A 14,602-nucleotide genomic window follows, 5' to 3' on the forward strand; every position below is an offset into this window, starting at 1 on the left:
GATGGATATTGTGGTCTTGATCTTGCTGGTGCTCCATCTGCTTTCAGCCTGCGTTTACGCCTGGGACTGGTACCAGGACAATGGCCGCTGGCAGGAAGCGGTCATCCGTCTGGGCATCAGCCTGTGCCTGCCTTTGCTGGGGGTGCTGTTGTTCAAATGGATCGACTACTGTACAGAAAACAATGCAGGTGCCCAGATGGACGAGCTCTATCTGGGCCGGGGAGAAATGCTGGATGAGCTGGACCTGCTGCGCCCGGTGGACCGGGCCCAGGAGATGAACAAGGCCCCCGCCGCCGATGTTCTGGCCATGAGCGACTATGCCCAGCGCCGCAGGCTGGTAATGGATACCCTGCGGCAGGAGGACACCCTGGACTATGTATCGGTGCTGCAGCAGGCCCTGTCCAACGAGGACCAGGAGACTTCCCACTACGCCAGCGCCGTCATTATGGACTTGCAAAACCGCATCCAGGACCGCTTGAACCGGTGTACCCGGTCGTATCAGGAAGACCCGTCCGACCCCCAGCGTCAGGCTTTGCTGGAGCAGGAGCTGTACCATGTAATGGAAAGCGGTGTATTCGACCGGCACACCATGGCGCGCTATCAGGCGCAGTACAGCCAGCTGTCCGATCGGCTTCTGGCTGGCGGTGAGATCCGGTCGGAATGGTACCACCACCGGGTCCGGGTGGACCTGCAGGCAGGGGCCGCCCTCCATGCGAAGGCGACGGCCTTCCGGTTTATGGAGGCCTGCCCCGACAATGAGGACGCGGTGGTGGACGTCATCCAGGCCTGCATCCAGCTGTCCGACCGGGAAAGTCTGGACCGTTTCCTGGCCCGGCTGAAGGATATGCCGGTGATGCTGACCGACAAGTCCCTGCCTTATATACGGTTCCTGGCCCGGCAGTGACAAGGAAGAAGGGGGAGTATGAAAGATTATTACCATAAAATCTATCTCTACATGCTGGCGGCCATTGCCGCTGTGCTGATCTTTCTGCTCATCAACAGCGGCGCTCTGGTGAGGACCAGCGCCCAGGCGGTGGACTTGGCGCTGCCTGAGCTGACCGACAGCCTCCCGGCGGAGGAGATGGCCGCCGCCCGCCCCACAGCTCTGGTGCTGTACGACCCCGGCAGCGAGCAGTCGCTCAAATACCAAAAGAACCTGGAGCGGGTATTCCGCTGGCTGGACATGGACGCCCGGTTCCTGGATGCCCGGCGCGGGGATACGGCCTTCTATCCGGAATACGACCTTGTGATGGTGGCCTGTTCCGACTGGGAGGGAACGATCGGCGATGACGCCGGCCGCCTGCTGGGCTATGCGGAGGAGGGCGGCCGGCTGCTGTTGGGACTGATGCCGGATGAACCCGGCTCGGTCTACCGGACCCTGTACCGCGGCATGGGGGTGGTGGAGTACGGGGATTATGTGACCATCCAAGGGCTGCACTTCACCCAAGAACTGCTGCCTGGCAGCCTGGGCCAGCGCTTTGAGGGAGAAGGCTTTGAAGATGTGGCTCTGGGAGTGCAGGTGGAGACGGACAGCCTGGTGCTGGCCGCCGGCCTGACCGAACAGGGCCGGGAGGTGCCGGTGGTCTGGCGGCATGACACAGGCCGGGGCAGGATACTGACTTTCAATGCCACCGCCATCACCGGCGATCTGTGGACCGGCGTGGCCGCCGGCTGCATCCAAAGCCTGCTTGGGGAGGCTATCTGGCCGGTGATCAACACCAAAACAGTGTTCATCGATGACTTCCCCTCGCCTCAGTACAACAGCGAAAGCAAAGTGATCCAGCGGGACTACAACCGTACCGTGCGGGAGTTCTTCCGGGATATCTGGTGGCCCGCCATGCAGAGTGCCGCTGTGCGCTACAATGTCGGCTATGTGGGGCTGTTCATAGCCACCTACGACGACGTGGTGGACCCGGAGGACTTTTTCTACACGATGGACTCCACCGAGCAGTATTTCGGCAACAGCCTGCTGGATAACGGCTTTGAGATGGGGGCCCACGGCTACAACCATCAGTCTCTGGCTCTGGCGGGCCAGGTCCCTGCGGACCTGGGCTATACCCCCTGGGGCAGTGTCGGGGATATGGAGGCCTCCCTGGCCGAGCTGGTGGACATCACAAGAGAACTGTTCCCGGAGGTAAAGCTTTATACCTATGTACCCCCTTCCAACTACCTGAGCGCCGAAGGCCGACAGGCGGTGGTGGAGGCCCTGCCCGACCTGCAGGTCATCTCGGGGGTCTATACCATGGAAGGAGAGGAGGGCACCGTCTGCGTCCAGGATTTTGACGTGGCAGCGGACGGTGTTGTGGAGTTTCCCCGGGCCACCTCCGGCATGCTGGAGGATGAATTCGACCGATTTTCCACCCTCAGCGTGGGCGGGCTGTACGGTGTCTACTCTCACTTCATCCACCCCGATGATATTCTGGATGAGGAGCGGGGCGGGGGCCTTGGCTGGGATCAGCTGTACCAGCAATTCTGCGAGAAGCTGCAGTTCGTCAACAGCTGCTTTGCAGGGCTGCGGCCCATGACGGCGGTCCAGGCGGCCGGTGCGCTGCGCGTGGCAGACGCCCTGGATGTGACCGTCCAGGTGGAAGCCGACGGCACCGTCCGCGGCTGGTGCAACGGATTTTCGGGCCAGGGCTGGTGCTACCTGCGCACCGAGCGCACCCCCAAAATGACCAATGAGAGCTGCTTCATCAGCTCTGTCAGCGGCCAGGGGGGAGGGTACTACTACCTGGTGCAGATCGATCAGCCCGTCTTTTCCTTTAAGCTGGAGTGAACTATGAAGATTTGCCTGATTGCCGAAGGCTGCTATCCCTATGTGGCAGGGGGCGTATCCTCCTGGGTGCAGATGCTCATTGAGGGTATGCCGGAGCACCGCTTTGTGATCTATACCATCGGCGCCAATGAGGAACAGCGGGGCAAGTTCAAATATCAGCTGCCCGCCAACGTGGAGTCGGTGGAAGAAAACTTCCTGGACCAGTTCATGGACGCCAAGGTGCGGCGGCAGGCCCGGTTCCAGCTGACGGCGGCGGAAAAGCAGGCGGTGCTGGACCTGATCACCAGCGACCGCACCGATTGGCCCCTGCTGTTCGACATGTTCGCTGCGGGGGGCCGCTACAACGCCAACGAATTTTTGACCAGCGAGGCCTTCCTGGACATTGTGATGGAGGCCTGCCGGGGCGCCTACAGCCAGACCCCTTTCAACCAAACCTTCTGGACGATGCGGTCGATGCTGCTGCCGGTGCTGAACATCCTGCGCTGCCCTGTGCCGGAGGTGGACGTGTTCCACACCGTGTCCACGGGCTATGCGGGGCTGTTGGGAGCGATGTTCAGCCATAAAACCGGCAGGCCCCTCCTGGTGACCGAGCACGGCATTTACAGCAGGGAGAGGGAGGAGGAGATCCTGAAGGCCAGTTGGGTGGACGTCTACTTCAAACAGACCTGGATCAACTTTTTCTTGGGGATGTCGGTGGCGGCCTACCACCAGGCCGATCGGATCGTTTCCCTGTTCTACCATGCCAGGGACCTGCAGATCGGCTACGGGGCCGACCCCGCCCGCTGCATCGTCATACCCAACGGCATCAAGCTGTCCCGCTTTGCTGGCATCGGGCCCATCGAGGCGGACGGCCATAGCCTGGCGCTGGGGGCGGTGATACGGGTGGTACCCATCAAGGACCTGAAAACCATGATCTACAGTTTTGCCCAGGTGCGCCAGAAGCTGCCCGGTGCAAAGCTCTATATGATCGGCCCCACCGACGAAAACCCGGACTACTACCAGGAATGCCTGGACCTCATCGACAGCCTCCACATCCAGGGCATCGAGTTTGTGGGGCGGGTAGATGTGGCCCAGTGGTATGGCAAGGTCGATATAGTGCTGCTCAGCAGTATCTCGGAGGGGCAGCCCTTTGTGGTGCTGGAGGCGATGGCTTCCCGCAGGCCGGTGGTGGCCACCGACGTGGGTTCCTGCCGGGAACTGCTGGAGGGCAACGGGGACGGCCTGGGTCCTGCCGGGGAGATCGTGCCGGTGATGAACCCGGGACTGATGGCCCGCAGCATCCTGCAGCTGGCCGCAGACCCCGACCGGATGCGCCGCATGGGGGAAAATGGCTGCCGCCGCGCCCAGCGCTACTACCGGGAAGAAACATTTTTGCAGGCGTACCGCGATTTGTACGAGAAAGTGAAACAGCATGGCGGGCGTAGGGTTTGAATTGAAAAAGCTGTTCCGCAAGCGGGGCGGCTACCTGAATACGGTGAAGGCCTATGCCGTGACGGCCGCCGTCACCGAAGGACCGATGATTTTGTGCATTGTGGTCCAGTTTGCCATACGGCTGCTGCTGCGGCTGCACGGGGCGGCCTACAATGTGCAGGAGACCTATCTGATCACCACCACCTATGTGATGATCTTTTCGCTTCTGCTGTCCAACACCTTCCTGATGTTCACCAGCCGCTACATCTCCGACAGCATCTATGAGGACCACAAAAACCGCATCCTGCCTTCCTTTTTCAGCATTGTGTTCTATTTGCTGGTGCTGGGGGCGCTGGTGGCGGGGGTGTACATCCTGCTGCTGGACCTGCGGCCTGTTTACAAGGCACTGCTGTTTTTGCAGTTTGAGCTGATGCAGGTGCTGTGGGTGCAGATGAGCTATCTCTCGGCGGTGAAAAAGTACAGCAAGGTGCTGGTCTGCTTTTTGATCGCCTCCTTTGTCTCCATTGCCTCCAGTATGGCGCTGATGTTTGCAGGCCTGGAGATTTTGACTGCCGCCTATCTCGGCACCGTCCTGGGGGATTTTGTCATGGTGGTGCTGTATATGCAGGAGCTGATCGACTTTTTCCCCTCCGGGCCCATGAGCCTGGTGGTGCTGTTCCCTTATCTGGACAAGTACAAAAGCCTGATCCTCACCGGTTTTTGCAGCGCCCTGGGGCTGTTCGGCCACAACTTTGTCTATTGGTTCAGTGAATACCACACCCGGGTCATCCCCCGGATGGTCTACTGCATGAAATACGATGTGGCGGCCTTCTTTGCCAGCTTGACCATTATCCCTTTTCTGGTGGTCTTTGTGGTGGCGCTGGAGGTCAACTTCTACAAGGCCTACCGCAGCTACTTCGACACCATCCTGTATGGCGGCACCCTGGAGGATATCCAGGTGGAAAACCGGAACCTTGGCCAGACACTGTTTCGTGAGCTGGCCCATGTGTTTGAGCTGCAGTTTTTTGTGGAGCTGCTCTGCATCACCTTTTTAGGCAATTTCCTGCGCACCATCGGCTTTGACCGGGAGATGCTGATCATCTTCCGCTACCTGTGCATCGGCTACTGTTTTTTTGTGCTGGTCAAAAGCCTGGTGATCCTGATGCTCTACTTTGATGACCGGGTCGGCGCCATGGCGACATCGGCCCTGTTCGCGGTGAGCAGCATCCTGCTGTCGATCCTCACCCTGCCCTTTGGCATCGAGGCCTATGGCCTTGGGTTCCTGGCGGCAGGGGCGGTTACATCGGCAGCGGGGCTGTTTTACCTCTACCACTACATCAAGCGGCTGGAATATAAGGTGTTCTGCCGCCAGCCCCTGTTTTACGAAGAACCCGACGGCGTGTTCAAGCGGATCGCCGACCATGTGGAATCCCGCGGGCCGGGCCGGGGGAATTTCAAGGCCCACTACAAGCCCACCTGGCGGCAGCAGCGCCGGGCCCGTCGAAAACAGCGCGCCGCCGCCCGCCGGGGCAGGCACAGCGCAGCGAGAGGAGGAATCAGACCATGAGGCGAGGGTTCAAATTTTGGTATCTGGCGGCGGCAGCCGGCGTGTTGCTGCTGCTGGGGCTGGCTTTCCAGGCGGGCAGCCTGCGGCAGACCGTGGCGGTGGAGCAGGCCGCCCAGACGGCGCCCGAACAGGCCCCGGCGCCTGAGCAGCAGGAAGAACGGCCCTCCGGCGGCTTTCAGATCGCCGGAACGGCGGATATCGACGGCGCCCTGCGGGAGGACAAAAGCGTCTATGCGGAGGATGACCCCGATTCGGTGGTCTACTTCTATGTCACGGTGCGCTATGGCAGCGAGGCCCGGGGCACCAACCATACGTTCAACGAGGTAAACAATGCCGTCCGCTTTGCGGACAGCACCCATGTGGACACCCAGGTCTATGCCGACGCCCTGGTGCAGGTGGGGGACGAAAACGGCCCCGTGCCCGGTATGCTGGGCTATGGCGAGACCGACAGCAATGCTACCATCCGCATCCGGGGCAACAGCTCCACCTTGATGCCCCAAAAGTCCTATAAGCTTTCGCTGAACGACGAGGCGGGGCTGTGGCGGGGTCAGTCCAACATTGCCCTGAACAAGCACGCTTTCGATGCCACCCGCCTGCGCAACAAGCTCTACTTCGACCTGGCCCAAAACCTCAGCGACGTGCCCAGCGCCCGCACTCAGTTTGTGCGGCTGTTCATCAGGGATGAGACATCGGGCGCCACCCAGTTTGAGGATTACGGTCTGTTCACCCAGGTAGAAGTGCCCACCAAAAAGTACCTGGCCAACCACGGACTGGACAGGGCGGGCTATCTGTACAAGGTCATCAGCTTCAATTATGAGCCCAACGACTTGATCAAAAACTTTGATGACCCGGATTTCGACCTGGCCGCCATGGATACGGTGATCTCCTGCCGGGGTCGGGAGGATAACACCCGGCTGCTCGAGATGATCGAGGCGGTGAACGACACGGCCCGGGATATCAACGAGGTGATCGACGCCTACTTTGACCGGGACAACTATATGCAGTGGCTGGCCTTCAATATACTAATGGGAAACCGGGACACCACCATGCAGAACTACTATCTCTACAGTCCTCTGAACGGCTCCAAATTCTATTTCATCCCCTGGGACGGGGACGCCAGTCTGATGCGGTACGAATCTTCCATCGAGGATGGACAGCCGGTGGCCGACTGGGAGTGGGGCATCGCCAACTACTGGGGCATCATGCTGCACAAGCGCTTTTTGCGCGACGCCGGCAACCGTGCCGATCTGGAGGCGGTGGTGGACCAGATGCATACCTGGCTCAACAAAGAGACGGTGGATGCGCTGGCAGCCCGCTATTATGAAACGGTGAGCCAATACATCTACAATATGCCGGATTACCTCAACCTCCAGCACACCCGTACAGAGGTGGAGGATATCCTGTCCCGTCTGGGAGACGAGGTGGAGGAAAATTACCGGGACTTCAAAGAGAGCCTGACCGACGCCATGCCCTTCTGGATGTATGAGGCGGAGGAGACCGGCGAGGATGTCGTCCTCAGCTGGGAACCCGCCTATGATTTTGAGGGCCGTGCCATGACCTACAGCGTCGAAATCAGCCGCTATCCCGATATGCGTCAGCCTCTGTTCAGCCAGAGCGGCCTGACCGCAACCCGCCTGACCCTGCCTGAGAATACTCTGGGGGACGGTGAGTTCTACTGGCGGGTGCGTGCCATCAGGGAGGATGGCGCTGTGGCCGAGGCCATGAACGAGGTCGTCATCAACGATATATACTACCTGGGCGTGTACAGTTTTGTCCTGACATAGGGGAGGGAGCGCTTTGACCAAAAGGATCTTTCGCCACGAGCAAAAATACCTGATCACCTACCCTCAATACCAGGAGCTGCGCCCGGTGCTGGCGGCGTTGCTGCAGCGGGATAAGAATGTGGGCCCCGGCGGGGAATATCTGGTGCGCAGCCTGTATTTCGACGATCTGTACCGCAGCGCCTATGTGCAGAAACAGAGCGGCGTCTACGCCCGCAAAAAGTACCGGGTGCGGGTCTACAACTGCAAAGACTCGGTGATCCGGCTGGAGTGCAAGTACAAACAGGGCAGTTACATCTCGAAGGAGTCGCTGGCATTGACCCGGCAGGAATACCAGAGCCTGCTGCGGGGAGATTGCAGTTTTTTGCTGGAGAAGTCCTCCCAGATGGGGCGGGAGTTCTGCGCCGATGCCCACAGCCGCCTGCTGCGGCCGGACGTGGTGGTGGACTATGAGCGGGAACCCTATATCCTGGACGCCGGCACCGTCCGGGTGACCTTTGACAAAGGGGTGCGGGCCGCCAGTCCCCGGGCGGACCTCTTTGACCCCCGCATCCCCACCTACAGCGCCATCCCGCCCGACCGCATGATCCTGGAGATCAAATTCACCGGCTACCTGCCCGAGCGAGTGCGCAGGATCTTCCGGCTGCGGGATATGCCCCAGACGTCGGCTTCCAAGTTCTGCCTGTGTGCCGACCGCATCCGCCGGATATAAGCCGTCAGAGGAGTGAAATCATGACAGAAACGACCCGTATGACCTTTGGGGATATGTTCCGAAATTCTTTCCTGAACATGTTCCCCGAAACCATCGACCCCTGGAGCCTTGTCACAGTGCTGGCCGTGTCCCTGCTGCTGGGGCTGGGGATCTTTTTGGTGTACCGCCACTGCTTCATCGGGGTGGTGTACGACCATTCCTTCAACATTTCTCTGGTGGTCATGACCATCCTCACCGCAGTGATCATTGTGACCATCAGTTCCAACGTGATGCTGTCCCTGGGCATGGTGGGCGCGCTGAGCATCGTGCGCTACCGCACCGCCGTCAAAAGCCCTATGGACCTGATGTTCCTGTTCTGGGCCATCACCACCGGCATTGCGGTGGGGGCCACCTACTACTACATAGCGGCTCTGGCCTTTCTGTTTGTGGCGGTGACCTTTGCGGCCCTGCGGCAGCTGCAGTCCTCCGATCACACCTATATGCTGGTAGTCAACTACGACCCGGCTACCCACGCCGACGAGGAGGTCCGCCGCCGGCTGGCCAAGCACAAGAACAGCGTGCGCTCCAAGATCATCCGGGGGGACAGCGCCGAGCTGACCATCGAGGTCATCCTGAAAAACGACAATGTCAACCTTGCCGACAGCGTCTCCTCGGTGAAGGGGGTCCGGGATGTGACGCTGGTGCAGTACCGGGGCAGCTATGAGACGTAAGGGACGGTTGGCGGCGGTGCTGGCGCTGGCCCTGTGCTGTCTGGCCTGCACCGGGAGCGGCTCCCTGCACCAGGAAACTTTCACCCTGGCGCCGGCGGAAAAGCCGGTGACCAACCCCCTGAAGGGCTGGGCCCCCTGGAACGGCAACCAGCGGGAGGATTTTGATTCGACCCTGGCCTTTGTGTCGGTCTCCTGGCGGGAACTGGAGCCGGAACAGGGAGTCTATGCCTTCGACCAGATGGAGCGGGCCCACCAGATCGACCAGCTGCGCCGCCAGGGTGTCCGGCTTGTGCTGCGGGTGGTCTGCGACTACCCCGGGAAGGAACCCCACCTGGATATCCCCGACTGGCTGTACGAGGAGACCGGCGGCACCTGGTATGAGGGAGAGTATGGCAGCGGCTGCTCGCCCGATTACCGGGACCCGGCCTTTCTGGAGGCCCACGGCAGACTGCTGGAAGCGCTGGGCCAGCGCTACGACCACGATCCCTATGTCGCCTACATCCAGCTGGGCAGCCTGGGGCACTGGGGCGAGTGGCATGTGGACGAGGAGGCGGGGATTGACCCCTTCCCTTCGCAGGAGGTCACCGACTGCTATGTAGAGCAGTACCGGGCGGCCTTCCCTCACAAACAGCTGATGCTGCGGCGGCCCTACGGGATCGGCGCCGAACTGGGGCTGGGACTGTACAACGATGCCTTCGCCCAGGCGGGCTCCCACCAGGAATGGCTGGGCTGGATCGCCGATGGCTATCGCTCCAGTGAAAACGGGGAACAGCTGGACGGGATGCCGGACTTCTGGCACAATGGCGCTTCCGGCGGGGAATTTGCCACCGACCGGGATGTGTGGGCCTATGTACTGGAGGACTACGAGGCCACTCTGGAGTACATCCGCAGCAGTCACACCAGCTGGATCGGTCCGCGCTGTTTTGGCAGCGAGACCCTGGCCGACCTGCCCCCCGAGCAGCGAGACCTTGCCGCCGCCCGGGTGAATGCCCTGAGCCAGGAGCTGGGCTATTGCTTTGCGGTCACTCAGGTGCAGGTGCGCCAGTGGGCCAACGCGCCCGACCTGAACGTGACCCTCACCGTCGAGAACATGGGGGTGGCCCCCATCTACGAAAACTGGCCGCTGTGCCTGCGTCTGGTGGACCCGGGCGGCGCCGTCCTCCGGCAGGAAATGGTGGACGGGCGCATCACCGAATGGCTGCCCGGGACGAATACACTCAGCTACACCTTTGCTGGCAGCGGCAGTCTGCCCCCCGGCCATTACAGCTTGCAGCTGGGCATAGTGGACCCCATCACCGGCCAGCCGGGCATCCGTCTTGCCAACAGCGGCGAGACGGAGCCTTGTCTCTACCAGCTGGCCGCCTTTGAAAAACGTTACTGAGCCCAAATAGGGCGGACATACCCTTTATGCGTTGTCCGGTATCTCTGACCGCAGCCGTACCGCTGCGGCCATGCCGCCGTCCCCATAGGAGGGGTGGGCAAGAAAGTCCTGGGAGGCATCGCTCAGGGGCTGTCTGTCTTGCAGGCTCTGCCGGATCTCGGCCTCCCAGCCGCTGAGACGCTGGATGGAAGCCGCCTCCAGCCCCAGCAGCGCATCCGCCAGATGGGCCTGGTAGCTGGGCAGGTGCTTTTCGATGATAAAGCGCATCAGGGAAAGCCGCTTGTCCATGCTCTGGATGTTGGAGGAGGCGGGGGCGGTGCGGTATTCCAGCAGCGGCTCCGGCACGATGCCGATTTGGGCGTCCGGCCGGGTCTCCAGCAGGCGGAGGAAAAACTCCCAGTCCTCAAAGCCGGACCGCATGGTCTCGTCATAGCCGCCGCACTGTTCCCAGGCGCTGCGCCGCAGCAGATGGGTGGCGGGACAGCTGTTGCGGGAAAGAAAGGCGGTCAGGCCGCCGCCGCTGGGGCGGACCACGGCGTCCAGCACCCCGAAGGTATGCACCCAGGAGGAGGCCGCCGTCATGGCAGGGCGGGCGGCCAGCAGCGCGCTGGTTTTTTCAAGGAAGGCGGGGCGCAGCCGGTCATCCCCGTCCAGAACCAGTACCAGGCCGGCCCGGGCGGCGCGGATGCCGGTGTTTCGGGCGGCCGAGACGCCGCCGTTGGGCCGCCGGATCACCTGGACCGGCACCGGCGCGGGGCCCGCTTCGATCCCGGCCAGTATGGCAAGGGAGGCCGGGTCGGTCGAGCCGTCGTCCACCAGAAGGATGCGGGCCGGCCGCACCGTCTGACGGTACAGGGAATCCAGGGCTTCCAGGATGAGAGGACCCTGATTGTAGCTGGTGACCACCGCCTCCACGGCGGCTGACTGCTGTGCTGTGTTCATAGGAATGACCCTCCTGTTTTGTATCGTTTCCAAACGCCAAGACCCGGGCCGCAAAGGCCCGGGTTTTGGCGCGGAGAGAAGAAAAGAGAAGAAAGGATCGCAGCTTATTCCTTGACGGCGCCGGCAGCGACGCCCGCCAGGATATAGCGCTGGAAGAAAACGTAGATGAGGATGGTGGGCAGCATGATGATGACGATGCCGGCCGCCAGGCTCTGCCAGGAACCTTGCTGGGCGTTGGCGTAGTCCATCAGGAAGGTGGTCAGGGTCCGCAGTTTGTTTTTGGGCATGTACAGATAGGGGATGTACATATCGTTGATGATGGTGATGGCTTTGATGATGACCACCGTCGCCGTGGCAGGGGCCAGCAGCGGGAAGATGATCCGCCCGAACAGCTGGAAGTAGTTGCAGCCGTCCAGCAGGGCGCTCTCATCCAGGGCCTGGGGGATGGTGGAGATGAACTGCCGGTAAATATACAGCTGCATCAGGTCGGAGGCAATGTAGATCACAATGGGGGCGCCCAGGGTGTTGTACAGGCCCAGGCTGTTGATGATCTTGAAGCGGGCGATCTCGGTGACGAAGGTGGGCACCAGCATCCCGGCAAAGAACAGGCCGACCACGATCTTTTTGCCCCGGAAGTTGAACCGCTCGATGATATAGGCTGTAATGGTGCCCAGCAGCACGTTGAAGATCAGGCTGACCGCCAGGATGATGAGGGTGTTTTTGAAGCCGATCCAGAGGTATTTGTTGCCGAGGACCGTCTCGAAGTTTTCCAAAGTGATGCGGTCCAAAGGCGGCAGCAGCAGGGGAGAGGTGTTGACCATGTCGCCGCGGGTCTTGAGGGCGGCAAAGACGGTCAGCAGGATGGGCAGAATGACCACCAGGGTCATGCCGATGCAGATGATCTGTTTGATGATCTGCGCCATGATGGCGCGGGGACTGCGTTGGTTGAGCATATTATTTGTCCTCCTTTAAGATCACGCCGTGGATGATCTTGTTCTGCACCAGATAGATCACGATGATCAGGACCATGATGGCCACCGCCATGGTGGAAGCCAGGCCGAAGTCGGAGAAGGTAAAGGCGGTTTTGATGGTGTAGAGGGTGAAGGTGCTGGAGGCGTAGCCCGGGCCGCCCGAGGTCATGACGAAGGGGATATCGAACACCTGCAGCGCGCCGCGGATGTTGTCAAACAGGACAAAGTCCACCATCAGCATGATGGAAGGGATCTGGATGTAGCGGAACATCTGCCAGGTGTTGGCGCCGTCGATGATGGCCGCCTCCTGGATGTCCCTGGAGACCGACTGCAGCGCCGCCAGAAACAGCACGATGTGGTAGCCCGAGTAGCGCCACAGAGAGACGAAAGCCAGCACAAAATTGACGATCTTGGGGTCGGACAGCCAGCTCTGGCTCAGCATCCCCAGCTTGAGCGCTTCCAGGATGGAGTCGAACGCGCCGTTGATGGGGGAGAAGAAATAGGAGAAGGCATAGGAAATGGCCACGCCGTTGATGATATAGGGCATAAAGACCATGGTCTTGTAAAATTTGGCGCCCCGCAGTTTGGAGTTGAGCAGAACGGCGAAGGCCAGCTCCACCGGGATCATCAGAAGGTGGGCAAAGAAATAGACGGCGTTGTTGCGCAGGCTCTGCCACAGGTCGGGGTTGTGGAACATATCGATGTAGTTTTCAAACCAGATGAAGTTGCTGGTGGGCGACAGGCCGTCCCAGTCGGTGAAGCTCATCCGGAACAGATCCACGGCCGGGAAAACGACGAACCCCACCAGCAGAAGCACCGGCACCGCCAGCGAGATCAGGATAAAAATGCGCCGCTGTTTGGCAAGCGTATGCATGAAAGACCCTCCTTTTCAAGAAAAGGAGCCGCTTTGCAGCGGCCCCTCGGACGAATGAGCGGTTACTGGATGCCCAACTTGGAGCGGGCCGCTGCCCACTTGGCGTCCAGGTCGGCCAGAGTGGCGTCCAGGTCGAACCCTTCGGTGAACATCTGGGCGCCCAGTTTCTTGTAGTCGAAGGCGATCTCGTTCTGGATGGCGGTGAAGTCGTCGCCGGCGCCGCCGTACAGGACCATCTCGGCATCGGGCTGGGCGGTGTCGGACTCAGCCTGGATGGGGTCCTTCTCTTTGGGGAAGTTGGTCATGGAGGAAGCGCTGGTGATGTAGTCGAGGTAGCCGGGATACCAGTCCTCGCTGTAGAACCACTCCACAAAGGCTTTGGCCAGCTCGGGGTTCTTGGAGTGGGTGGTCACGCCCATAAAGCTGTCGCCCTGGACGATGTAGCGGAAAGGCTCGTCCTCGGTCATCCGGACGGGCAGGTAGAAGGTGCCCAGCTGGTCCACGTTCTCGGCGCCGTTCATGATGTCCTGCAGGCCCCAGTCGCCCAGAGCCGTGATAGCGGCCCGCTTCTGGGTGAACAGGGTGGTGGCCTGGTCTTTGCTCAGGCCCAGGGGGTCCTTGCCAAAGACGCCGCTGGTGAACAGGTCATAAATGCGGTGGTAGGCGACGTTGATGTCGGTGCCGTCGGCAAAGGGGGCGTCCTGGGCGGCCATGTCGTTCCAGTTCTGGCCGTTGCCGTTGATGAGCGAGGGCATGAACTCCATGAAGGGATAGTCGGGCCACTCGTCCTTGGCGCCCATGGCGATGGCCATGAAGTCCGGGTCGGATGCGCCGAAGTGTGCCTGCAGGGCGCTGGCTGCTTCCTGCAGCGCGGGCCAGGTGGTGGGCACTTCCACGCCGGCCTCCTGGAACAGGTCCTTCCAGTAGTACACGTATTCGTAGCCGGCGGTCATGGGCACGCCCAGGATCTTGCCGTCCACGGCATAGCCCTCGGCCAGGCTGTTGTTTTTGGCGGCTTCGGTGTCGCTCAGATCCAGCAGATAGTCCTTGAAGCGGGCCAGGGTGAAGGGCTTGTTGAACATGACGTCGGGCAGCTGGTTGGCCGAGGCGCGCATCTTCATGGCGTTCCAGTACTCGGTGTCGTCCTTGATCTTTTCCACTTCGATCTCGGCGTCGGGGTACTTCTCCTGGAACTTGCCCACCATGTCGTTTTCGTCGATGTAGTTCATCAGGTTGTTGTCCCAGATGGTAAAGACCAGCTCGCCCGAGAGGCTGGCTCCGGCGCTGCCGGCCGCGCCCGAAGCGGCGGTGCTGCTGCCCGAACCGCCGCAAGCGGCCAGGCCCATGGCTGCGGCGGCCGCACCGGCAGCCTGCAGGAACGAACGGCGTGAGATCTTTTTCATGATGATTTCCTCCCCATGTACCAAAGTGGATGCGTTTTCACAGTCAGCGGACGGCGGCGTGTACAGGTTTTCGCC

General features: G+C 61.0%; 12 protein-coding genes. 8 read left to right on the forward strand and 4 right to left on the reverse strand.

The window, feature by feature from the left end:
- Position 1: 1 nt before the first annotated feature.
- From B5E66_RS09345 to B5E66_RS09385, 8 genes are read left to right on the forward strand one after another with little or no spacing between them, the layout of a single operon-like run.
- On the forward strand, positions 2-904 hold the full coding sequence (locus B5E66_RS09345) for a hypothetical protein (protein WP_087231967.1): 903 nt from the start codon (positions 2-4) through the stop codon (positions 902-904).
- Between the two features lie 18 nt (positions 905-922).
- Positions 923-2,776, forward strand: coding sequence for a DUF2194 domain-containing protein (locus B5E66_RS09350; RefSeq protein WP_087231970.1), 1,854 nt, complete (start codon positions 923-925; stop codon positions 2,774-2,776).
- A gap of 3 nt (positions 2,777-2,779) precedes the next feature.
- Positions 2,780-4,207, forward strand: a complete 1,428-nt coding sequence (pelF, locus tag B5E66_RS12890) for a GT4 family glycosyltransferase PelF (protein ID WP_143406970.1) — start codon at positions 2,780-2,782, stop codon at positions 4,205-4,207.
- On the forward strand, positions 4,188-5,753 hold the full coding sequence (gene pelG / locus B5E66_RS09365; RefSeq protein ID WP_087231973.1) for an exopolysaccharide Pel transporter PelG: 1,566 nt from the start codon (positions 4,188-4,190) through the stop codon (positions 5,751-5,753). Before pelF ends, pelG begins: the two co-directional genes overlap by 20 nt.
- Positions 5,750-7,537: a CotH kinase family protein gene (locus B5E66_RS09370; protein ID WP_087231976.1), complete on the forward strand. Its 1,788-nt coding sequence runs from the start codon at positions 5,750-5,752 to the stop codon at positions 7,535-7,537. The genes pelG and B5E66_RS09370 overlap by 4 nt, the downstream gene beginning before the upstream one ends.
- A 13-nt stretch (positions 7,538-7,550) precedes the next feature.
- The gene (locus B5E66_RS09375; RefSeq protein WP_087231979.1) at positions 7,551-8,246 is read left to right on the forward strand and encodes a polyphosphate polymerase domain-containing protein; all 696 of its coding nucleotides are present in this window, start codon (positions 7,551-7,553) and stop codon (positions 8,244-8,246) included.
- 20 nt (positions 8,247-8,266) lie between these two features.
- Positions 8,267-8,956 carry a DUF4956 domain-containing protein gene (locus B5E66_RS09380; protein ID WP_087231982.1) on the forward strand — a complete coding sequence of 230 codons (690 nt, stop codon included), beginning with the start codon at positions 8,267-8,269 and terminating at the stop codon, positions 8,954-8,956.
- On the forward strand, positions 8,946-10,337 hold the full coding sequence (locus tag B5E66_RS09385; protein WP_143406971.1) for a DUF4832 domain-containing protein: 1,392 nt from the start codon (positions 8,946-8,948) through the stop codon (positions 10,335-10,337). Before B5E66_RS09380 ends, B5E66_RS09385 begins: the two co-directional genes overlap by 11 nt.
- 24 nt (positions 10,338-10,361) lie before the next feature.
- On the opposite strand, the gene B5E66_RS09390 is transcribed toward B5E66_RS09385, so the two are convergent.
- From B5E66_RS09390 to B5E66_RS09405, 4 genes are all read right to left on the reverse strand, one after another.
- Entirely contained in the window at positions 10,362-11,279 is a 918-nt protein-coding gene (locus B5E66_RS09390) for a glycosyltransferase family A protein (protein WP_087231988.1), read from the reverse strand.
- A gap of 104 nt (positions 11,280-11,383) precedes the next feature.
- On the reverse strand, positions 11,384-12,232 hold the full coding sequence (locus B5E66_RS09395; protein WP_242958145.1) for a carbohydrate ABC transporter permease: 849 nt from the start codon (positions 12,230-12,232) through the stop codon (positions 11,384-11,386).
- A gap of 1 nt (position 12,233) precedes the next feature.
- Positions 12,234-13,124 carry a carbohydrate ABC transporter permease gene (locus B5E66_RS09400; protein WP_087231991.1) on the reverse strand — a complete coding sequence of 297 codons (891 nt, stop codon included), beginning with the start codon at positions 13,122-13,124 and terminating at the stop codon, positions 12,234-12,236.
- A 62-nt stretch (positions 13,125-13,186) separates the two neighbouring features.
- Positions 13,187-14,527, reverse strand: coding sequence for an ABC transporter substrate-binding protein (locus B5E66_RS09405; RefSeq protein WP_087231994.1), 1,341 nt, complete (start codon positions 14,525-14,527; stop codon positions 13,187-13,189).
- Positions 14,528-14,602: the final 75 nt, after the last annotated feature.

The sequence above is a fragment of the Faecalibacterium sp. An121 genome (genome assembly GCF_002160915.1).
Lineage (GTDB): Bacteria > Bacillota > Clostridia > Oscillospirales > Ruminococcaceae > Faecalibacterium > Faecalibacterium avium.